This is a genomic window from Bacillus sp. FJAT-29814 (assembly GCF_001510715.1).
Lineage (GTDB): Bacteria > Bacillota > Bacilli > Bacillales > Cytobacillaceae > Neobacillus.
Genome location: NZ_LMTJ01000013.1, coordinates 1 through 21,642 on the forward strand (window position 1 = coordinate 1; position 21,642 = coordinate 21,642).

The following is a 21,642-nucleotide window of genomic DNA, read 5'->3' on the forward strand; positions in this document are numbered from 1 at the left end:
ACTAACACCATTTATTAATAAATTTATTAATTGGTTGAAAAACATTATTGACACTTTTACACAAAAGAATGGACTTGACTCCAATAGAGGTTATATGCGACCGAGATGGAAGAAGGGAATCGGACCGGGTAGCCAATAGAGGTTATTGGCGACCAAGATGGAAGAAAGGAAGCCAAACGGGTAGTCAATAGGTACCATTGGATACCAAAATGGGAGAATAGCAGTGAAGTAAGTAGCTAATCAATTTTATTTGGGTTGAGTGACTCCTCCTGTTCCTTCTAGGCATACTAGTAGAAAATTCCTCCAAAGAAAAAATAATAAAAAATCCCTCACCACCCACTCTCCACTCCGCAAATAATGTCGTTACTTATTAGTAGCAAGGTAATAACAAAACTTTTGAAAAACTAGGAGGAAAGAAAGAGATGAGAATTAATCATAACATTTCCGCACTAAATGCTTACCACCAATTAAGTGCAAACTCAAATGCGGCATCAAAGAACTTAGAAAAATTATCTTCAGGTTTACGTATCAACCGAGCAGCTGACGATGCGACAGGTCTAGCAATCTCTGAAAAAATGAGAGCACAAATCCGCGGACTGGATCAGGCATCTCGCAACGCTCAAGACGGTATTTCCTTAATTCAAACAGCAGAGGGCGCAATGAACGAAACACACAGCATTCTTCAACGTGTTCGTGAGCTTGCTAACCAAGCTGCCAACGGAACTTCGACAACTCAAGACAAACAAAACATCCAGACAGAAGTGAACCAACTCATCGATGAAATCGACCGCGTTGCTAACGATACAGAATTCAACAGCTTCAAGATCCTAAACGGCGATATCTCTAAAACTGCTAAATTTGCTCAATCTACAGGAGGAGCAGTTGCAAATGTTGTTGCTTCTTCCACAGCAGCAGCTGGAACTACAACTGTAACGACTACTGGGCCTTTAGCTGCAGCGACTGCATCCATTTGGCAGACTGGCACATTAATGGATCACAATGGTACGACTCCGGCAGCTGTAAGCGGTACAACAAAACTAACTAATCTGGGCGATGGCACTAGCAACTATGGTCTTCAAGTAGGAGATGAAATTTCGCTATCCGCAGTTGTTGGCGGCGAGGTAAAGAATTCAGTTTATGTAGTAACAGCTGAAAGTACGCTAGATGACTTTATGGCATCGGTTAAAAACACATTAGGTGCAGCAGATGTTTCAGTAGATACAGCTGGCGGTGCTGCTACAGGAGACGTAGATGCATTGGGTCTTGATCAGCCAGCATCAGCGGCAAACTCCTTGGTAATTACCGGACAATCAGGGGCTGCAAATGATATTAGTACAATCACGATCACAGCATCTTCGTCAGAAGGTATTGCTCGTTCTTCATTCAATCAAGAAATGAACGGCGGAACGAATGAGGGGCTTGAACAAATCCAAGTAGCCGCTAACAAGGGTGACTTTATTGCTTCAGTTGATATCAATGGGGACGGTGCAGCAGGAAAAGGCGATGGCAAAATCGCAGTTCGTTCCAACTCTGTTGTTCAAGTTTCTAACCTGCAATTATCCTTTAACGACACTATTAATGCAGGCGATGTCTCTACGATAACAGTAGGTTCAGCCAACAACACAGTTTCCATCCATGTAGGTGCCAACTCCGGACAGACATTAGAAATCGGTATCAACTCAATGGATTCAGTGGCTCTTGGTCTTAAAAAAGATGGTGTAAATATCTCGCTAATGAGTGAAGTTGGAGCTGAAAAAGCTTTAAATGTTTTGGATAAAGCGATCAGCACTGTTTCGTCTGAGCGTTCTAAACTAGGGGCTATCCAAAACCGGTTGGAGCATACCATCAACAGCCTTGGAACTTCATCTGAAAACTTAACGGCTGCTGAATCCCGTTTAAGAGATGTTGATATGGCAAATGAAATGATGCAATTTACGAAAAATAACATTCTTTCTCAAGCAGCTCAATCAATGCTTGCGCAAGCTAACCAACAGCCTCAAGGTGTGTTACAGCTTCTTCGTGGTTAAGAACTAGTTTTTTAAAATTGAAAAGAAGTCTCTTGAAAGAAGGGACTTCTTTTTAGGCTATCTATGAAAGATCAAGGAGGATAGGGTATGCAAAAATTAAAGAAGAAGCTTTCTTGGTTGGTCCTGGCTGTTTTACTATTGCAGTTATTTTCGCCGATTACTTCCGCATTAGCCGCCAGTATCCCGACTGCACCAACAAATGTGCGCTTTACTCTCGATGGGATCGATAATGTGATTTTAAGATGGGACGCTGTTAGTGGAGCATCTGTTTATCGAGTATATGAGATAAAAGGTGAAGAAAAAGTTCAATTAAGTCAAACTTCGAATCTAAATCGCTATTTTCCAAGTGTTGCAGCAGGGACTCATACCTATGCTGTGACAGCAGTTAATAGTACAGGAGAATCCCAGTTATCCGCAACAATAGACTTTGTGATTAAATATCCTGAAATGCAGCCGCCTAATGGAATAACATCAACTATTTATAACGGGAATGATGTTTCGTTAAAATGGAATGCTGTTGAGTATGCGAATGGCTATAAAATTTACGAAGTGAAAAATGGACAAAGGGAACTACTTAGTACTTCGACCACGTTAAGCAAAACATTTTCCAATGTTTCAGAGGGGCAGCATGTATATGAATTAACCTCTTATAACGATAAGTATGGTGAATCAAATACAAGCTCACTTGTGGTAAATGTGGTATATCCGATTATGTACGGACCTGAAGGCTTAACGTCTTTTATTTATGACATTAATAATACTACGCTAAGCTGGAAAGAGGTTCCTTTTGCCGCATCCTATAATATTTATAAAATAGTTAATGGTGAAAGGACATTTGTTGCCACTACGGTTAATATAAGACAATATATTTCGAACCTTACTGAGGGAGAAAATGTTTTTGAAGTTACTTCCTATAGCTCCAAATTTGGAGAATCGAAGGAAGGCAGCAAAATCAGTGTGCAAGTCGATTATCCAGAGATCCTTCCACCAGATCAGATCAATTCCTATTTCTATAATGGAAATGATTTATTTCTGTCATGGTCTTCCGTAAAATACGCAACAAATTATAAGATTTATCAAATTAACGGTGATCAAAAGGAGCTCATTGCTACGACAACTAGTCGTTCCTACTATTTAAGTAATCTTCCTGAAGGGGATTATACGTATGAAATTGTTACAGTAAGCGACCGTTTTGGTGAATCGGCACCAAAGGCATATGATGTAACGGTTGATTTCCCTGAAATGCAGGCTCCTAGAGCTATCCTAAATATGGATACAGCAAATAGTGCGATTATTAGCTGGTCTTCTGTACCATATGCTTCTGAATACGAGATTTATAAATTATTAGATGGCGAACCAATATTAATTGGCACTACTACTAAAACTGGTTATTCCGTTAAAGATCTAGAACAGGGCAAACATGAGTATACAGTGGTAGCAAAATCCGACCGTTTCGGAAAATCATCCTACTCAAATGTTGTTGTGGCGGAGGTCGTGCCAGTATTACCAGCACCAGAAGCAAGTAAACCACAAGTAAAAGGCGACAAGATAAACCTCTCCTGGGAACCGGTGGAAAAAGCTGCTTCCTATAATGTCTATAAAGAAGTTAATGGCGAGCGAGTCCTTGTCGGAACAACAAAAGATCCAAACTACACAGTACCGACTCCAGAAGAAGAAGGCACTCACGAATATCTGATCGTCCCAGTCACTGAAGATGGCATCGAATCGATCGACTATGCAACTGTTACGGTTGATATCGAAAAAGCTTTCGATGTTACACCGCCTGTTACCGCTGCTGAGACCAACCTAGAATGGTCAAAAGATGACGTGACTGTTACTCTTTCAGCAACTGACGACTTAAGCGGCGTCAAGAGTACCTATCATTCTATTAACGGAAACGATTTTGTTGAAGGGACAAGTGTCACTCTTGATAAACAAGGCGTGCACACGGTTTCCTTCTACAGCGTGGATAACGCCGGAAACGTCGAAGAAGTGAAATCAGTCGATGTAAAGGTCGATAAGGAAGCACCGAAAACCGTTATTAATGCAAGTGCTTATTGGTATAACAAAGATGTGAATGTTGAATTAACCGCAACGGATAACCTGTCCGGAGTGAAAACAACCTATTATTCTGTAAATGGTTCAGGATTTATAGAAGGTACAAGCTTTGCTCTTGAAGAAGAAGGCGTGCACAGCGTTTCATTTTATAGCGTTGACAATGTTGGCAACGTAGAAGAAGTGAGAACGGTTGAAGTTAAAATCGACAAGGAAGCACCGAAAACGACTGCCAATACAACCGGTGACTGGTACAACCAGGATGTAGTTTTAGAACTTACTGCGGTAGATAATCTTTCTGGTGTCCATAGCACTTACTATTCAGTAAACGGTTCTGACTTCCAGGAAGGCACCAGCATTGTGCTTGATAAAAAAGGCGTCAACACGATTACTTTTTATAGTATTGACAATGCCGGAAATATTGAGGAAAAACAAACTGTTGAGTTTAAGGTTGATAAAACAGCCCCAACCACAGTTAGCAATGTTGAGGAAAAATGGTATAGTGATGCTGTAAATATCGAACTTACAGCAACTGACGATTTGAGCGGCGTCAAAGCCACTTATTACTCTATAAATGGCTCTGAGTTTGCCGAAGGCACCAGCTTTGTGCTCGATCAAGAAGGCGTAAATCAAGTTACTTATTATAGTGTCGACAATGCCGGAAATATTGAAGAAAAACAAACGGTTGAGGTAAAGGTGGACAAAACAGCTCCAACAACTGTTAGTAATATCGAGGAAAAATGGTATACGGATATAGTAAATGTCGAGCTTACTGCCACTGATGATTTAAGCGGCGTGAAAGCAACCTACTACTCTATCAATGGCTCTGAGTTTGCCGAAGGCACTGGCTTTGTGCTCGATCAAGAAGGTGTAAATCAAGTTGCTTTTTATAGTGTCGACAACGCAGGAAATATAGAGGAAAAGCAAACCGTTGAGGTTAAAGTTGATAAAACCGCTCCAACAACAGTAACCAATGTCGAGGGAGCAAATGTTGAGCTTACAGCAACTGATGAGCTAAGCGGTGTTAAGGCAACTTACTACTCGATTAATGGATCCGAGTTTGCCGAAGGTACAAGCATTGTGCTCGATAGCGAGGGTGTCAACACGATTACTTTCTATAGTGTCGATAATGCTGGAAACATTGAAGAAAAACATACAATTGAAGTGAAAACAGATAAAACTGCCCCAACAACCGTAAGCAATGTCGAGGACAAATGGTATACCGAAAAAGTGAATGTAGAGCTAACCGCAACCGATGATTTAAGCAACGTAGAAGCAACCTACTACTCTTTCAACGGTTCTGAGTTTGTCGAAGGCACAAGCTTTGTTGTTGAAACAGAAGGCATCCATACGGTTTCCTTCTACAGCGTTGATACAGCAGGTAATGTTGAAGAGACCAAAACTGTAACAGTTAAAATCGATAAAACTGCGCCGAAAATTACAGCTGATTTTGCAAAGGATTATGCCCTTGGAACTGTTTTGGACTTAAACTACCAAGCTTCTGACAATCTATCAGGCATCAAAGAGTCTTTTGTGGAAGTCAATGGCGTCGTTAACACTACTGGCAAAGTGACGCTTGATAAACCAGGCGTTTATACGATTAAAATAACTGCTATCGACAACGCTGGCTTAAAAACGACAATAACCAAAACGGTTTCCGTTTATATCAAAGCGACCATTGAAGTTTTACCAAAAGTAATCAATGGCAACAAAGGCGTGTTCACCGTTCAGGTATCGCTGCCTAAGTCAATTAGCTTTGCCAATGTCGATTTGTCAACAGCGGAAATAAATGGTGTTCAAGCGAACAACGATAGCAAAGGCTTAGAGAACCAAGCGAAAAAAGGCCAATTCAAATTCAACCGCGAAGATTTTGTTTGGGATGAGAAAGAAGAATATCTAGAGTTCCGCGCTATCGTTGACGGTTATCTTGTCGTCGGAAGCACGACTGTGAAAGTGATTAAGTAAAACTAATTCTTGAGGACAGATCCAGCCAAAGAGCTAAGAAACCTGTCCTCAACCCAGATAGAAACCTGTTTCACTAGAAAAAAATAAAGAGGTTGCCCCCAAGACGATGTCTTCAGAGGGGCAGCCTCTTCATAGATTATGACCTTAACGTATAGAAAAAGTTGTTTACGCCTTTCACCCAGTTGTTGTTCAATCCGGTTGGGTCGTTGGCAGCGCGTACGGGAGCATACTTGCCGCCAATTTTGGCGATGGTATCAAAGCCTTTGTCCAGGTAATTTTTTCGCAGATTCCTGGCCATATCAAAAATACTTTCGGCAACAGAATCATAGTTTCGCAGGCCATTTTTGCCCATCATCCCGGCGATATTATTTTTCTCATGAGCCGCTCGTGACGAGCCGTTTCCGGTCTCGTGCATCGCGATGGAGGCAAGCAGGTTCGGATTGATGTTATATTGCCGGCCGGCTTCGAGGAAACTCGCGCCCATGCCAGACAATTTACCTTTAAGAGTTGGGCCTAACTTATCAATCGAAACTTCGGAGAAATTCAAGGTCGCAGAAGTATTGCCATCCAGTAAATGCGTATAATCTTTTATCACGTTGGAAATCGTACTGTTTTTATCAACTAAATTTCCACTTCCGGAAGTCTCGGAAAAATTCATAGACTGCTGATCTAATATAGCCTGCAGCATACTCGTAAACATATCACCTGTTGGAATTTGAGAGGTATTAATGCCGGTCAGGCTCTTTGAAATCGAAAACAAGGCCATATTTCTAAACCAATCTGTAGAAATCGGATTATAAGTCATCATTCATACTCCTGTTAATTGAAATTATTCTTATATTACTTTATATCGGCTAAAATGAAAATTTGATTAGTTACTAGACTATTTTTATTTTGAAAAATAGGTACCTTTTGCTAGAAGGGAGCATCATTTGTGATTCCAGCTGCATCTATGAGCACGACCAACCAAAAACTATCGGAGACAAGCAGCGACAAAAAAACGGAACAACCCAATGCCGGTGCGTTTTTCGAGTTGTTGAATCAGTTGAAAAATGAGACAGGAACGAACACAGCCCAAGAGCTTTTATCAAACATAATGGCTGCTGAGCCGGACGCGAACATAGTAGACCAGGAAACCCTTCAGGAAGATGAACAGCAAACGCGAGAAGACCTGCTGGGTTTTATCTTCAGCCAACCTGATAACCTGACAGAGCTTCAAACCAAAGCAGCGGCAGCTGAGGGCCAAGTTACATTCATGCAAAAAGAAGACCCGAAAGTGGCTATGGAGGTTTTCAAGGTAAACGAAAAAATGGCACCGGAACAAGAAGCCCCGAATCAACAACCGGCCGTGGAAAGGTCCGGCGCCACCCATAAAGCTGTGACGGAACTTATAAAACCGGGGATGGAGACGCTAAACACGCAACCGCCAATCCAGGCGACGGAGTCGTTAAACGCACAGCAGCTAGACCCGAAAACCGAGCCAGAATTTGATTTTCAGAGGCAGTTCAACGGAAAAGAGGTTATTTTTCAATCATTACATACGCCCGGACAGGAACCGGAGCTAACTTCCACTTCCCAATCATCGAAAATTACAAGGGAACAGTTTGTTACAGAGGTCATCGGGCTGTTGAAACATCATACAAAGTCCACCGAGTTGATGGAGGCGAAATTCTCTCTCACCCCGGAACACCTCGGCGAAATTGACGTAAAAATCACGATTCAAAAAGGGCAGGTCTTCGCTCAAATCACAGCCGAAACGGCCCATGGGAAAGAGATGCTCGAGTCGCAGGTGTCATTATTAAGAACCGCGTTGCAGCAGCAAGGGCTCCAGGTCGATAAAATCGAGATTGCCCAAAGCCAAAGCAGCGGACAAATGCTTCAAAGCAGTTTTTCCCAGCCGGAAGGAAGGTCAGGACAAGAGCAGCACCAGCAGCGTTTTACCAAAAAGAAGCCCAGTCGTGACGAGTTTTATCATAGCCATACCACAATTGATACGTACCTTCACAAAGGGTCCGAGACCAGCATCAACATTCTTGCATAAAAGGAGATTAGCAACGTGCCAACCATCGATACTCAAACCCGCATGCAGACAGCTGCCGGCATGACAAGCAAACAAACGAAGCCAACGAGCGATCCGTTAGGCAAGGATGTGTTTCTTAAGCTCCTTACCACCCAATTGAAAAATCAGGATCCAACTCAGCCGATGGAGGACCGGGAATTTATTGTCCAGTTAGCGCAATTCAGTATGCTTGAACAAATGTCCAATCTGAATCAAGCCTTTAATCAATTCGCCCATTCGCAAACTGCCGACATCAGCCAGTATTCCCATATGATCAACAAGGAAGTGTCCTGGCTGAATTCCGATACCGGCCTGACAGAGGGTGGCCAGGTGAACGGGGTGATCAAGAAGGGGACTCAATTTTTCTACCAAATAAAAGACCAAGAGATTCCTGTAGAAACAATCGTTTCCGCAAAAGACACATCTTCGCAAAATGGATAAAGATAAAATATCGTTCCTGCAAAAAACAAAACAAAACTACTACCATAAAAATTTTACTCGGAGGTATGACAAATGCTGCGTTCATTAAATTCAAGTGTATCAGGAATGAAGGCGTTCCAAAATAAATTAGATGTGATTGGTAACAATATCGCCAACGTGAATACAGTCGGCTATAAGAAAAGCCGAATCATGTTTCAGGACGTGTTAAGCCAAACGGTCCGGGGCAGTTCTTCGCCGGTTGCCGGCGGTTCAGGCGGAACCAACCCGGTGCAAATTGGGCTCGGCGTGAAAACAGCGGCCATTGATACGATGCACACGCCTGGAAGCCCAATGACGACCAACCTTTCTTCCGATTTATATATTGATGGGGATGGATTTTTCGTTGTTCAAAACGACAGCAATGCGAAATACATGACGAGAGCAGGAAACTTCACTCTTGACGGAGCAGGCAACCTCGTCAATCCGCAAGGCTATAAAGTGCTCAACTTCGAAGGAAATCCAATCCAAATCGATACGGATGTTTATGTTTCTTACACAATTGATTATAATGGGGTTATCAAAGGGGTCACTCCTGCAGGCACTTCCGATGAGATTACAACTCTAGGCACGGTGGTTGTCTCTAATCCTGGCGGGTTGAAAAAAGTGGGCGGTTCCTTGTATGAATTAACAGGCAATGCGCAAATGAACAATGATTTTACCGCACCACTCATTGATGACCTGATTGACAAGAGAGAATTTAACCATGCCGGGCAAATCGTTTCAGGCCAATTGGAAATGTCGAATGTCGACCTTTCTGAAGAAATCACCGAAATGATTACCGCGCAACGCGGTTTTCAGGCAAATGCCAAAGTGATTACCGTATCCGATTCAATTTTAGAAGAACTAGTGAATTTAAAACGATAGAGTGTGAGGGAAGATAGCTATGCTTTCCCATTGCAGCTCTTTACGGCGGTGGAATCTATTCGATGAAAGAAAGAATTGTACAGAACAGCAATGATGTGAAAGTCTATGATTTTAAAAAGGCGCTGCGCTTATCGATGGAACAGGTGCGGGTATTAACGAGAATTCACGATAATTTCGCTTACCAGCTTGCGTCTGCGATTTCCACGCAATTACGGACCATTGTCCAGGTGGAAGTGGTGTCGGTCAATCAAATGCTTTATGAGGAATTCATCAAGCAATTGCCGGCTTACACGATTTTAAACGTGTTTGAAACCTCCGAAAAGGGCAGGATGATCATGGAATTAAAGTCGAAAATGGCTTTTGCGATTATCAATCGTCTTTTAGGAGGCCGGGAGCTCGCAGTTTCCTCTGAGGAAAAAGCCTCGTTAACACAAATTGAACAAAACATTCTTCATAAGCTCTTCGAAGGGTTTGTGGAAAATTTAAAGAAATCGTGGAAAGATCTCATGAATGTCGACATGAAGGTGATTGACATTGAAACCAATCCGCAGTTTTTGCAGGTTGCGATTCCCAATGAAACCGTGATTGTCATTGCGTTTACGATAAAAATCGGCGATATGACCGAGCAGATGCATATTTGCATTCCTTACATTATTCTCGAGCCGTTTTTGCCGAAGCTATCATCCTATCAATTGTTTTCACCCCGCAGTCATGCCAAGAACAAGCAGGAATCAAAGTTGTTAAAGTCTAAAATTGAAGGGCTTGAGATCCCGTTAAGCGTGGAATTGGGGCGCTCGAAGATTTCGATTGAGGAATTTTTATCGTTAAATGTCGGCGATGTCATCCAGCTCAACCAGCTTTATGATGAACCGTTAAAGGCGATGGTCGGAAAAGAAGTGAAATTCTTGGTCAAGCCAGGGGTTAAAAAGACGCGGCTGGCAGCGGAAATTGAAACTGTTGTAGAAAAAGAGGGAAAAAAACATGAGTAACGATGGGAAAATTTCACGAGAAGAGCTTGACGCTTTATTAGGAGAAAATCAATCGAAGACCAAGCCGTTTGTTTTTCAAGATTTGCCCGATGAACCCGAAAAGCGGGAAGAAGAATCGGTCAATTTGAATATGCTCATGGATATTTCATTAGAGCTAGTGGTGGAGCTTGGTCGGACGAAAAAGAAAATTAACGAAGTGCTCGAGCTTTCGCAGGGTTCGATTATCGAGCTGGACCGCGTATCCGGCGAGCCGGTCGACGTCCTGATTAACGGCAAAATTGTCGCCAAAGGCGAAGTCGTCGTCATCGACGATTATTTCGGCATCCGCGTGACCGAAATTTTAAATAAAACGATTAATTAACCGAAAAAAGGCCGATATAAGGCCTTTTTTTATTCCAAAAAAACTAAACACTACTGTCGAAAATGCCGTTAACCAATATAGATAAACGATCGGAGGCTTCGCTTTATGATTAGTAACGATCTGCGGTTTTCCGGATTGGCATCTGGAATGGATACCGAATCGCTCGTGGCCAAATTAATGAACGCGGAAAGAATCCCGTTAAATAAAGTCATCCAAAATAAGACGGTAACTCAGTGGAAAATGGATGCCTATCGCGATGTGAATACAAAATTCCTTGATTTGCGCTCCTCAATGGAGGCGCTCAGATTACAATCTACCTTTCAGCAGAGCAAGCTTACTTCATCGGATGGTAATAAGCTGGAGGTTTCTTTATCCGGTCAGCCGAGCAGAAGTGAGTACGTGATTTCCGCTGCCAAACCCTATCAGCCGGGAACTCCTTCCTCCGTTAAATTTGCCGCTGCTGGAGTGGAGAATGATAAAACTGAATTGGGAACTGGCAAGGGCTTCAGTTTTACCCTAAATAACGAAACGATTGAACTGACCGGCACGGACACGATTCAAAGTTCACTGACGAAAATCAATGCCCTGTCCGCAAAAACAGGAGTCACCGCCAGCTATTCTAGCGGCGACAACGCGATTATTTTTACGTCGAAGGATGCTGCAACGGCAATCAGCATCGCCAATCTGTCTAATGGGGCAAACCCATTAAACATCGCAGCCGGCACCATCAGCGGGTCACAGAATGATTTCGCAGCCGGAAACCCATTAGGCGCCATCGGGAACCTAGGCGTCAACGCCACACCCGGCGAGGTCGTTATTAACGGAACCCCGCTCACCATTACCAGCAACAAGTTTACGTACGATGGGATAACCTTTAACCTAAAGACGGAAATTCCAGCCGGGAGCACGGTGACAATCACGAAACAAGCCGATGTCGATTCTATTTTTGATAGCATTAAAGGCTTTGTCGATAAATACAACGACACGATTAAAGCGCTGCGCGACAAAACGACTGAAAAACGCGAAAAGGGTTTTGCCCCCTTGTTAGATGAGCAGAAGAAGGATATGAAGGATAAGGAAATCGAAATGTGGGAAGAGAAGGCCAAGAGCGGGATATTGGCTAGTGACCGGATCATCGCTTCCGCCCTTGATAAAATTCGGCAAACCTTATATGCCAAGGTTAGCGATAAAGACACTGCCATGATGAACAGCCAGTTTGATACGTTAGCGGAAATCGGTATCACCCCAAGCACCAATTACCGCGACAATGGCAAGTTGGTCATTGATGAAAAAAAATTAAAAGCTGCTCTTGAAAACAATATTGAGGATGTTGCTCGACTTTTTTCGAAAAAGCACGATACCGGCCCAGCTGCCAATAATACCGTGAACAACACAGAAGAGTATCAAAATAGCGGAGTTGCCTGGCGAATGTATGACCAGTTGAACGAGACGATGAAGGATATCACCAAGGCCGCTGGTTTTTCAAGTGATTCCTATTTATCAAAGGCCCTCAACCGGCTCGATCAGCAAATCGATTCCTGGGAGAAGCGGCTGCAAACGAAAGAAAGTTATTATTGGAAGCAGTTCACAGCAATGGAGCAGGCGATCCAAAAAGCGAATACCCAAAGCAGCTGGTTAATGCAGCAAATGGGCGGAGGAATGTAATCTTGCATCAACAAAAGCAGGCAGTGTTGACTAAGTACCATCAGCTGACATTAGGACTATTGGCGGAGGTAACAGCTGAACAGATTACACAGCTGCTGACAGAACGCCAACAATGCATCGAAACAATAAATGAACTTGACCAGTGCCATGGGAGCATTCTGATGAACGGCAACATCCAAGAAATGCTCCGGCAAATCAAGCCTTTAGAGCAAAAGCTCTTGGAGAAATTAACCAAAGAACAGCAAATTGCACTTTCGGCGATTCAGGCGGTCAAAAAAGAGAAAAACATCAAACAGCAGTACGGGGAGCTGGCGGTTGCTCCAAGTGGAGTGTTTTATGACAAAAGAAAATAAAAGGGTGAAAAGATGATGGCAGTAAACAATCCATATCAATCCTACGAAAACAATCAGGTGTTATTTGCCAAAAAGGAAGAGCTGCCGCTATTACTGTATACCGGGGCCATTAAATTTATCCTTCAGGCAAGAATGGCAATGGAGAAAAAGGATTGGGAAAGAACCAATGACCGGATTATCCGGGCGCAGAAGATTGTCAGTGAACTGATGGTGACGCTCGACATGGATATAGAAGTATCCAAGTCATTAATTCTCCTCTATGATTACATGAAGCAAAGATTGATAGAGGCAAACACCAAAAAGGATGAGCAGCTGTTGGGAGAGGTGCAGAATATGTTGACAGAATTGCAGGAAACATGGAAGGAAGCGATGAAAATAGTAAGACCTACCTAACAATTTATTTGTTAAGTAGGTCTTTTTGATTATTTTTCAAAATCAAATGTGTAAATTTTTTGTGAAGTAGTTCTTTTTGGTTATTTTCCATTGTAATAAAAGTTAAATCATTGTAATATTAATTTCATAGGCAAAATTCGACATTTTTTATGCATTCCAAAGCGACAAACACAATCCGATAAAGGCAAACCTGGGGAAATCCAGCGACGCAAAGCTATAGGGGCTACAATCAATTATTGATCACGCCAGCCAGCTACCGAAGAAGTCATAATCTACCCTATTAGACTATTCTTCGGAGTGGTCTTTTTTTTGTCGGTCAAATGAGTAGAAAAATATTCCAGTGACGAAAAGGGGGAACACATGATGTTGCAAAACATTGATATCCTGAAGCGTGCTTTAGATGCTAGTGCCTTACGAAACAATGCGATTTCTAACAATCTCGCAAATGTAAACACTCCTAACTACAAACCTCAACAAGTCATCTTTGAAGAAATTTTAAAACAGGAGCTTTCGGGTTCTGGATTTGCCGGAACTAGAACGAACCAAAAGCATATTCCAATCGGTACATCTGTACTTAGTCAGCCTATGATTACCACCCAGCCGTACATTATGCAAAATAGCGGCAATGGAGTGGATGTTGATAGCGAAATGACGGAATTAACCAAAAACTCCATCTGGTACCAAACCTTATCAACCCAAGCATCAGAACAATTAAATTTACTTAAAACAGCCATTAGAAGCAGGTAGGTGAGTCGTCGTGTCAATGTTTCAATCGTTAAACAATAGTGCCTCTGCCTTAACGACGCAGCGTTTGAAAATGGATACCATTTCCTCTAACATCGCCAATGCCACAACAACGAGAGGGCAGTTGGTGGATGGGGTATGGACACCTTATCGCAGAAAGATGGTCGAGGTGCAGGCAAACGGGACTGGGGGATCCCCGTTCAGTCAATTTTTAAAGGATGAAATGAATGCGGGTGGTGTCAAGGTTTCAAAAATCGTAGATGACAAGACTCCGTTCCGTCCAGTCTATGACCCGACCCACCCGGATGCCGGTGAAGACGGCTATGTGCTGATGCCAAATGTCGATATCACAAAGGAAATGGTCGACATGATGAGTGCAACGCGCGCCTATGAAGCAAACATCACGGCCTTTAATGTAGGAAAAAATATGGCATTGAAGGCTTTAGAGATTGGTAAATAAGGAGATTAACCAATGAGAATTGATCAGCTGTTTTCGAATCCAACTGCATTTATAGGAAAAAATCAACCGACACAGACTGCTTCGGCCTCTTTTTCTGCGACCTTGAGTGAGGCACTCCAGAAAGCTAATGAAACGATTGTCCAGTCGGAGAACATGTCGGAAAAAGTGGCCACAGGGGAAATTAAAAATATACATGATGTCACGATTGCTGCGCAAAAAGCACAAATCGCGCTGCAGATGACTACTCAGGTAAGGGACAAAGTCGTTGAAGCCTATCAGGAAATCATGAGAATGCAGGTATAGGCTAATGAATCAAAAAATCATCGATTCCAAGGAAAAATTCTCGCAGTTTTGGAAGAATGCGAGTAAAAAAAATAAAACATTGTATATTGGGACGTTTATCCTGTTGGTCGCCATCCTAAGTTTAACGATTTTCTTTATGGCCAAACCCAACCTGGTGCCACTTTATGCCAATCCTTTAACCCAAAAGGAAATCGGCGAAATTAAGGGAGTTTTGGAGAAGCAAGGCGTCACCGATTACAAAATCACAAACAATGGCACGCAAATCCTCGTGCCAAGTGAGGTAGCAACCGACTTGGTGGTCAATCTGGCTGCTGCGGGTTATCCGAAAGGCGGCCCGATCAGTTTTTCCGAGCAGACGAAGGATTTGAAGTTCGGAGTCACCGACCGTGAACTAGACGCCATTGAGCGGGAAGTCATTCAAGGGCAATTAGCCAATTTAATGACGAAAATAAGCGGCGTGAAACATGCCGAGGTGATGATTACTCTTCCAAAGGAAAGTGTATTTATCAGGCCGGCGGAGGAAGGAAAGGCGAGCGCCTCCATTATCGTCGACCTCGAACCAGGCTATGAATTGGAAAAAAAACAAATTAAGGCACTCTACCATTTGGCGTCAAAGAGTATTCCCGATTTGCCGGAAGAAAATATCGTGATTACTGACCAAAACGGCCAGCTCCTAGGTTTGACCAATTCCGAGGATGCTGCCCTTGAAGGCGTGGAAAGCTATGAAACCCAGCGGGATATCAAGCAGAAGATCGAAGCGGATATTCAGCGTAGCATCCAACAATTGCTTGGCACCATGCTTGGACAAGATAAGGTGCTGGTTCAAACATTTGTGAAGCTGAACTTCGATAAAGTGAAGACCCAGCAAAACTTGGTAGAACCGTTAAATGAGGATAAAGGGATTGCCGTCAGTGTCGAAGAGGTAACAAAAAGCTATAGCGGCGAGGGTGCCGTCCCAGGGGGGGTTGGTGAAACCGGGGAAGGAGATGTTCCGGCTTACGCCGCTAGCGGCAGCACCGGTAAGAATGATTATGAGGAAAAAGTAAACCGTGTCAATTATGAGGTGAACCGGATTACAAAGGAAATGGTTGAAAGCCCGTATTCCATCGAGGATTTGACCATTAACGTCGGCGTCGAGCCGCCGAATCCGAAAAATCCAGCGTCCTTAACACCGGAAACTGAGGAAAATATCCGGAACATCCTTGCGAATGTGGTTCGAACGGCTATCAAAGACAATAATAACTTAACAGAAGCCGACCTTAATAACCGAATCACCGTGTTTCCTCGCGAGTTTGCCGGTAAGAAGGATTTGGTACCTGCTCAAGCGGACGAGCCAACAATCGATTCTTATCTCAATTATATATGGATTGGCGCAGCGGCCCTGGCGTTGCTGTTAGGGGGCCTTGTGACCGCGGCATTAGTAAGACGGAAAAAGAAAAATGAGCTTGAACTGGCATCGGAATTTTTAGAAGTGAAAAAGCTTGAGGAATTCGAGTCCGGTTCAAATAAAAAAGAATCAGTCAAAAAGGAATTAACCGAGCTTGCCGGAAAAAATACCGAGGAATTCGTGGACCTTTTGCGGTACTGGTTAAAGGAAGAAAAGGAGGGATAACATGCGAAAGTTAACGGGAATTCAAAAAGTCGCCATTCTATTGGTTGCTTTAGGAAAAGCGGAGTCCTCCGCGATTTTGAAACAGTTAAATGAGGATGAAGTGGAATTAATTACAAAGGAGATTGCCCATCTCCAATGGATTGACACTAAGGTCAAGGAAGATGTGTTAAATGAATTTTTCAATCTTGCCTCGGAACGGCAGGTGGTTTCCACCGGCGGTGAACATTTTGCCAAGGATGTGCTCGCTCTTTCCTTTGGCGAGGAGAAGGCCAAGGAGATGCTGGACCGATCTTCGGAACGAAATCAAAAGAAGCCATTTTCCTTTGCGCAACGGGCTGAGCCCGTACAGATTTTAAACCTGCTGCAATATGAAAATTCCCAAACAATCGCTCTTGTCCTTTCTTATTTGGAACCGAAAAAGGCTTCAGCTATCCTTGCCGCCTTTTCACCGGAAAAACAAGCGGAAATCGCCACCAAAATTGCCTTGATGGATACCGTTTCCCCTGAGGTGGTACGGCAGGTTGAGGAGGTGCTACGGGAAAAGCTGTCGACGACAACGTCTCAGGATTATTCCGTGAACAACGGCATCGACAATATAGTCAATATCCTTACCGGCGTCGACCGCAGCACCGAAAAGCATATTTTAGAGGCTTTATCGCAGCGGAATTCCAGTCTTGCTGAAGAAATCAAAGGAAAAATGTTTGTGTTTGAGGACATTGCCTTTCTTGATAACCATTCGATTCAGCGGATCTTGCGCGATGTTGACGGGGAGGACTTGTACCTAGCGTTGAAAATGGCCAGCGATGACCTCAAGGATGCAATATTTAAAAATATCTCGAAACGCCGCGTGGAAATGCTTGAGGAGCAAAGTCAATTCGATCGTCCTGTCCGCATAAAGGAAGTAGAAGAAGCACAAGGCCGGATTGTTAGAATCATCCGCAGGCTTGAAGAGGAAGGCTCGATCATTATCGAACGGCGAGGGGTAGAAGAAGTTGTCATCTAATCTTTTTAAAGCAACGTCGATATCGCCGGTTGTCGAAACAAAGTACTTGGCAATAAAAAAAGAAATTGAATCATTAAACTCCGGCCCTTTTGCAGAGGAACTTTTACAAGATGCAGAAGAACGGGCAGCTGAAATCATCCATGAGGCGCAAGAATTAGCTGCCGCGGAAAAAGCAAAAACCGAACAGGAGCTGGCAGCATGGAAGCTTCTTGAACAGGAAAAGGTCATGCAGGAGCTTGAGGAAATCAAACGCCAGGGCTTCAATGAGGGGTATGCCGAAGGGCTGCAGCGATCCCAACTCGACTATGCCGGCCGAATCGGGCTGGCGCAGGAAGTATTGGACAAAGCGTATGAAGAGAAAAAGAGCATTATTAAAGAATCCGAACCGTTTGTCATTGAATTGGCGGTAAACATGGCGTCAAAGGTGATTCAAAAGGAATTGGCAGCGAATCCGGAAACCCTCATTCACCTCATTAAGCAAAGCTTACTGTACTCCAATGAACGGAGCATGATTTCGATTTGCGTCAGCCCGGAGGATTACGAGTTCGTGCAAAATCAGCGCCAGCAATTGCTGGAATCGGTCGAAGGCCAGGTCGAGGTGAAAATCTTACCGGAGCATTCGATTGAGCAAGGAGGCTGCGTGATTCGAACCTCCTACGGCAGCATCGACGCCAGAATCGATGTCCAGTTGAAAGAAATCAAGCAGGCGTTATTGAAAACATTACGGGATGATGCCTATGAACAAGCTGTTGAAAGCGAATAGTCAAATGCGAGTGGGATGATTTTGGATGAACAAGTTATTAAAAATTGAGCGATACTTACAAACGCTTCAGACGATCAACCCGATTAAGTTTAACGGGAAGGTCACGCAGGTTATCGGCCTTACAATCGAATCGCAGGGGCCTGACGTAAAGCTTGGGGATGTTTGCCTTATCTATCCCTCCTCCTCGGAACAGCCGTTAGAGGCAGAGGTGGTCGGCTTTAAGGGGAATCGGGTGTTATTGATGCCGTTAGGTGAGCTAGTTTCGATTGGTCCGGGCTGTGAGGTAGTGTCAACCGGAAAGCCGCTGACCGTCAAGGTAGGCATGGAATTATTGGGCAAGGTACTCGATGGCTTAGGTAAACCGATGGATGACAGTCCCTTGCCGTCAGGGTTAATCGAAGTGGACACCAACAACTACCCGCCCAACCCATTGAAGCGGCCGAGAATCCGTACTCCTTTGAGTGTCGGGGTGCGAGCTCTGGATGGGCTGCTCACCATCGGAAAAGGACAGCGGGTTGGCATTTTCGCTGGGAGCGGTGTGGGAAAAAGCACGCTGCTAGGCATGATTGCCAGAAACACCAGCGCCGATGTCAATGTCATCGGTCTCATCGGCGAACGTGGCCGCGAGGTGCTGGACTTTATCGAGCGTGACCTAGGTAAAGAAGGCTTGGAACGCTCAGTCGTTGTTGTGGCTACGAGCGATCAACCGGCATTAGTCCGGATTAAGGGTGCCATCATTGCGACGACCATCGCGGAATTTTTCCGCGATCAGGGCTTAAGCGTGAACCTGATGCTTGATTCGGTTACCCGCTACGCGATGGCACAGCGAGAGATTGGCCTGGCGATTGGCGAGCCTCCGACAACGAAAGGCTATACGCCGTCCGTATTCGCGATGCTGCCGAAGCTGTTAGAACGGGCCGGAACCGGACCAAAGGGGGAAATTACCGCTTTTTATACCGTTTTGGTCGACGGCGATGATATGAATGAGCCGATTGCTGACACCGCAAGAGGCATTTTGGATGGACATATCGTGTTGGACCGCAAGCTGGCACAGCTCGGGCATTTCCCGTCCATCAACGTGCTAAACAGCGTAAGCCGGGTGATGAAGGATATCGGAACTCCAGAGCATCTTCACGCCGCAGAAAAAATAAAACAGTATATGGCCGTTTACCAGGAGGCAGAAGATTTAATAAAAATCGGTGCCTATAAACAAGGAACGAATGCCGAAATTGATTTGTCCATTAAGTACAAAATTTGGATAGACCGATTTTTAAAGCAAGGGGTCAATGAAACGTCCAATTTAGATGACGCAATAATGACAATGATTCAACAATTTGGAGTGATGGCTGAATGAGTTTCCAATTTCGATTTGAAAAAATTTTAACGATGAAGGAAAAAGAAAAGGAATCGGCTTTAAACGAGATGAATGTGGCGAGGAAAACGAAGGAACTTGCCGAACAACAGCTGCTGCAGCTTGTGAATAGAAAAGAGAGTTATTTGCGAGATTACCAGACTTCTATGCGAACGTCGTTGACGGTCACGGAAATTCAGGAACGCGAACAATATCTGCTTTTTCTTAACAAGCAAATCGAGAGGGAGCGAACAAAGGTCGAAAATTTGACGCGAGAGCTTGCTTTGAAGAATCAATTGCTGCTGGCAAAAAATCAAGAGGAAAAAATGTGGTCGACGTGGCGGGACAAATCCTATGATGCCTACGCCGAGAATCTTAAGCGTGAAGAGCAAAGCGTGTTGGATGAGATGGCGGTCATTCGGTATTTTCATAATAAAAACTAGTTTACAAGAAAGCAGAGAGGGAGTACATGTTTATGAGTGAAAAACAAATAAAACAAATTAAAGCGGTCCAATTTGCCCCTCTATTTGAAGAAACGAAATCAACAACCAGCGGAAATGAACTGCATTCGATTGAAGATGTAAACCTTCAATTAATTGTCGAGCTAGGTAAGACCCAGCTGCGGGTGAAGGAGATTTTAAAAATGAAGCCAGGTGTGATTATTCCAGTCGACAAGCTTGCCGGCGAACACGTCGATGTCGTCATCAACGGTTCCGGGATTGCCGAGGCCGAGGTGGTCGTCGTCGATGAAAAGTTTGCGATTCGGATCACCGATATCGTTTCCAAGCAGGAACGCGAAGAAAGAATGCACGATTAAATTAGAGGTGAGTCACTTGCAACCAGTAGTAAAAAAAGTCATCCTGGCCTTTGTCATAGTGCTGTCCTTCTCATCGCTTTCCAACGAGAAAGTGGCGTTTGGAAAGGAAGGCAATACGGTATATGATGCATATTCCAACGACAAAACAAATCCGGACGCCGTTCAGGGGACTTCTCCGACAACTGTGACACAGCCATCACTTGTCCCATCTTTTCTAAAATTCATTTTTTCATTTGCGGCGATTATCATTCTTTTGCTGCTCTGTTTGAAATTTTTAAAAGCAAAATCGAAGAATATCCCGTCACAAGGCCCTTTTCATTCAATGGGAGGATATCCGTTGGGCTCGAATCGCTCGTTGCAAATGCTGATGATCGGGAAAACCTTATATATTTTAGGAATTGGAAATGAGGTCCGCCTACTGCGGACAGTTGAACCTGGACAGGAACAAGACCTGATCTTGCAGTCGCTTGTGGAGGAAACGGAAGGTAAACAAAAGCTAAGCCTGCCTTCTTTTTTTAAAAAAAAATCACACAACGAGGACTGGGAACAGACCTTCATCTCCCAAATGAATCAAGTGAAACAATCGAGTATTCCGATCAACAAACTAAAAGACTAACAATGGCGGAGATTCAGTTGGTAAAAAAAATCGTAATTCTTATACCTTTCATGTTTTTCATGTTTTATGATGTCGGCTTTGCTGCGCTCAACTCACCAATACCCGGTTTGAATACATCCTCTGAGCCGCAGGCAGTAGCCTCGTCAGTCAAAATAATCTTATTATTAACCGTTCTTTCGGTGGCGCCAGCGGTTTTGCTGCTGATGACCTCGTTTACGAGAATTGTTATAGTGCTGTCGTTTGTCCGGACATCGTTAGGCACCCAGCAAATGCCGCCCAATCAAGTCATTATTGGTCTGGCGTTGTTTCTGACGATGTTTATCATGGGACCGGTTTATTCGGACATCAACCAAAACGCATTCCAACCGTTTATCGATGGGAAAATCTCGCAGGAGCAGGCCTTTGACACTGCCAGCAAGCCGCTTAAGGAATTTATGGCAAAGCAGACAAGGGAAAAGGACCTAAATTTATTTTTAGATTATACAAAAAGCGAAAAACCGAAAACGATTCAAGATATCCCGATTACCGTTCTTGTGCCAGCATTCGCGATTAGCGAACTAAAAACGGCCTTTCAAATGGGGTTTATGATCTTTTTGCCGTTTCTCATCATCGATATGATTGTAGCCAGTATTTTGATGGCGATGGGGATGATGATGCTCCCGCCGGTGATTATCTCTCTCCCATTTAAAATTCTATTATTTATTTTAGTAGACGGCTGGCATTTAATCGTCAAATCACTGCTAATCAGTTTTTAGGGGGTCA

At 43.8% G+C, this 21,642-nt stretch carries 22 protein-coding genes and 1 riboswitch; of the genes, 21 read left to right on the top strand and 1 reads right to left on the bottom strand.

The annotated features are described in order from the left end of the window. Positions 1 to 422: 422 nt before the first annotated feature. On the top strand, positions 423 to 2,027 hold the full coding sequence (locus AR334_RS30700) for a flagellin (RefSeq protein ID WP_066321042.1): 1,605 nt from the start codon (positions 423 to 425) through the stop codon (positions 2,025 to 2,027). Between the two features lie 87 nt (positions 2,028 to 2,114). Continuing rightward, complete coding sequence (locus AR334_RS26070) at positions 2,115 to 6,047, top strand: hypothetical protein (protein ID WP_066321044.1); 3,933 nt, start codon at positions 2,115 to 2,117, stop codon at positions 6,045 to 6,047. 136 nt (positions 6,048 to 6,183) lie between these two features. On the opposite strand, the gene AR334_RS26075 is transcribed toward AR334_RS26070, so the two are convergent. Continuing rightward, positions 6,184 to 6,855: a glucosaminidase domain-containing protein gene (locus tag AR334_RS26075; RefSeq protein ID WP_253701372.1), complete on the bottom strand. Its 672-nt coding sequence runs from the start codon at positions 6,853 to 6,855 to the stop codon at positions 6,184 to 6,186. 126 nt (positions 6,856 to 6,981) lie between these two features. Between AR334_RS26075 and AR334_RS26080 the strand changes: the two genes are divergently transcribed. The 19 genes from AR334_RS26080 to fliP all read left to right on the top strand — a co-directional run bounded on the left by AR334_RS26080 (position 6,982) and on the right by fliP (position 21,635). Continuing rightward, positions 6,982 to 8,088 carry a flagellar hook-length control protein FliK gene (locus tag AR334_RS26080; RefSeq protein ID WP_066321048.1) on the top strand — a complete coding sequence of 369 codons (1,107 nt, stop codon included), beginning with the start codon at positions 6,982 to 6,984 and terminating at the stop codon, positions 8,086 to 8,088. Between the two features lie 15 nt (positions 8,089 to 8,103). Next, on the top strand, positions 8,104 to 8,547 hold the full coding sequence (locus tag AR334_RS26085) for a flagellar hook capping FlgD N-terminal domain-containing protein (RefSeq protein WP_066321053.1): 444 nt from the start codon (positions 8,104 to 8,106) through the stop codon (positions 8,545 to 8,547). A 72-nt stretch (positions 8,548 to 8,619) separates the two neighbouring features. Further along, complete coding sequence (locus AR334_RS26090) at positions 8,620 to 9,450, top strand: flagellar hook-basal body complex protein (protein WP_066321054.1); 831 nt, start codon at positions 8,620 to 8,622, stop codon at positions 9,448 to 9,450. Between the two features lie 62 nt (positions 9,451 to 9,512). Beyond that, positions 9,513 to 10,439 (top strand): flagellar motor switch protein FliM, encoded by a 927-nt coding sequence (gene fliM / locus AR334_RS26095; protein WP_082693117.1) that lies wholly within the window; start codon positions 9,513 to 9,515, stop codon positions 10,437 to 10,439. Then, complete coding sequence (fliN, locus tag AR334_RS26100) at positions 10,432 to 10,800, top strand: flagellar motor switch protein FliN (protein WP_066321062.1); 369 nt, start codon at positions 10,432 to 10,434, stop codon at positions 10,798 to 10,800. The genes fliM and fliN (AR334_RS26100) overlap by 8 nt, the downstream gene beginning before the upstream one ends. Before the next feature lie 105 nt (positions 10,801 to 10,905). After that, positions 10,906 to 12,465 carry a flagellar filament capping protein FliD gene (gene fliD, locus AR334_RS26105; RefSeq protein WP_066321063.1) on the top strand — a complete coding sequence of 520 codons (1,560 nt, stop codon included), beginning with the start codon at positions 10,906 to 10,908 and terminating at the stop codon, positions 12,463 to 12,465. Positions 12,466 to 12,467: 2 nt separating this feature from the next. Beyond that, positions 12,468 to 12,818, top strand: coding sequence for a hypothetical protein (locus tag AR334_RS26110; RefSeq protein WP_066321068.1), 351 nt, complete (start codon positions 12,468 to 12,470; stop codon positions 12,816 to 12,818). A 12-nt stretch (positions 12,819 to 12,830) separates the two neighbouring features. Then, positions 12,831 to 13,211, top strand: a complete 381-nt coding sequence (fliS, locus tag AR334_RS26115; RefSeq protein WP_367576378.1) for a flagellar export chaperone FliS — start codon at positions 12,831 to 12,833, stop codon at positions 13,209 to 13,211. A gap of 173 nt (positions 13,212 to 13,384) precedes the next feature. Continuing rightward, a riboswitch (cyclic di-GMP riboswitch) is annotated at positions 13,385 to 13,472 on the top strand. A gap of 99 nt (positions 13,473 to 13,571) precedes the next feature. Beyond that, a complete protein-coding gene (gene flgB, locus AR334_RS26120) occupies positions 13,572 to 13,958 on the top strand; it encodes a flagellar basal body rod protein FlgB (RefSeq protein WP_253701373.1) in 387 nt (128 codons plus the stop codon). A 16-nt stretch (positions 13,959 to 13,974) separates the two neighbouring features. Next, on the top strand, positions 13,975 to 14,415 hold the full coding sequence (gene flgC, locus AR334_RS26125) for a flagellar basal body rod protein FlgC (RefSeq protein WP_066321073.1): 441 nt from the start codon (positions 13,975 to 13,977) through the stop codon (positions 14,413 to 14,415). Between the two features lie 12 nt (positions 14,416 to 14,427). Next, positions 14,428 to 14,718, top strand: coding sequence for a flagellar hook-basal body complex protein FliE (fliE, locus tag AR334_RS26130; RefSeq protein ID WP_066321075.1), 291 nt, complete (start codon positions 14,428 to 14,430; stop codon positions 14,716 to 14,718). 4 nt (positions 14,719 to 14,722) lie between these two features. Next, the gene (gene fliF, locus AR334_RS26135; protein WP_066321076.1) at positions 14,723 to 16,330 is read left to right on the top strand and encodes a flagellar basal-body MS-ring/collar protein FliF; all 1,608 of its coding nucleotides are present in this window, start codon (positions 14,723 to 14,725) and stop codon (positions 16,328 to 16,330) included. 1 nt (position 16,331) lies between these two features. After that, the gene (gene fliG / locus AR334_RS26140) at positions 16,332 to 17,333 is read left to right on the top strand and encodes a flagellar motor switch protein FliG (protein WP_066321078.1); all 1,002 of its coding nucleotides are present in this window, start codon (positions 16,332 to 16,334) and stop codon (positions 17,331 to 17,333) included. Next, on the top strand, positions 17,323 to 18,096 hold the full coding sequence (locus AR334_RS26145; protein ID WP_066321080.1) for a FliH/SctL family protein: 774 nt from the start codon (positions 17,323 to 17,325) through the stop codon (positions 18,094 to 18,096). The genes fliG and AR334_RS26145 overlap by 11 nt, the downstream gene beginning before the upstream one ends. Positions 18,097 to 18,121: 25 nt before the next feature. Continuing rightward, positions 18,122 to 19,450 carry a flagellar protein export ATPase FliI gene (fliI, locus tag AR334_RS26150; RefSeq protein ID WP_066321082.1) on the top strand — a complete coding sequence of 443 codons (1,329 nt, stop codon included), beginning with the start codon at positions 18,122 to 18,124 and terminating at the stop codon, positions 19,448 to 19,450. Next, positions 19,447 to 19,890, top strand: coding sequence for a flagellar export protein FliJ (gene fliJ, locus AR334_RS26155; protein ID WP_066321084.1), 444 nt, complete (start codon positions 19,447 to 19,449; stop codon positions 19,888 to 19,890). Before fliI ends, fliJ begins: the two co-directional genes overlap by 4 nt. Before the next feature lie 32 nt (positions 19,891 to 19,922). Beyond that, positions 19,923 to 20,264, top strand: a complete 342-nt coding sequence (fliN, locus tag AR334_RS26160; RefSeq protein WP_066321088.1) for a flagellar motor switch protein FliN — start codon at positions 19,923 to 19,925, stop codon at positions 20,262 to 20,264. Further along, positions 20,194 to 20,880: a hypothetical protein gene (locus tag AR334_RS26165; RefSeq protein WP_156431402.1), complete on the top strand. Its 687-nt coding sequence runs from the start codon at positions 20,194 to 20,196 to the stop codon at positions 20,878 to 20,880. The genes fliN (AR334_RS26160) and AR334_RS26165 overlap by 71 nt, the downstream gene beginning before the upstream one ends. 59 nt (positions 20,881 to 20,939) lie before the next feature. Continuing rightward, positions 20,940 to 21,635 (top strand): flagellar type III secretion system pore protein FliP, encoded by a 696-nt coding sequence (gene fliP / locus AR334_RS26170; RefSeq protein ID WP_066321191.1) that lies wholly within the window; start codon positions 20,940 to 20,942, stop codon positions 21,633 to 21,635. Positions 21,636 to 21,642 lie beyond the last annotated feature (7 nt).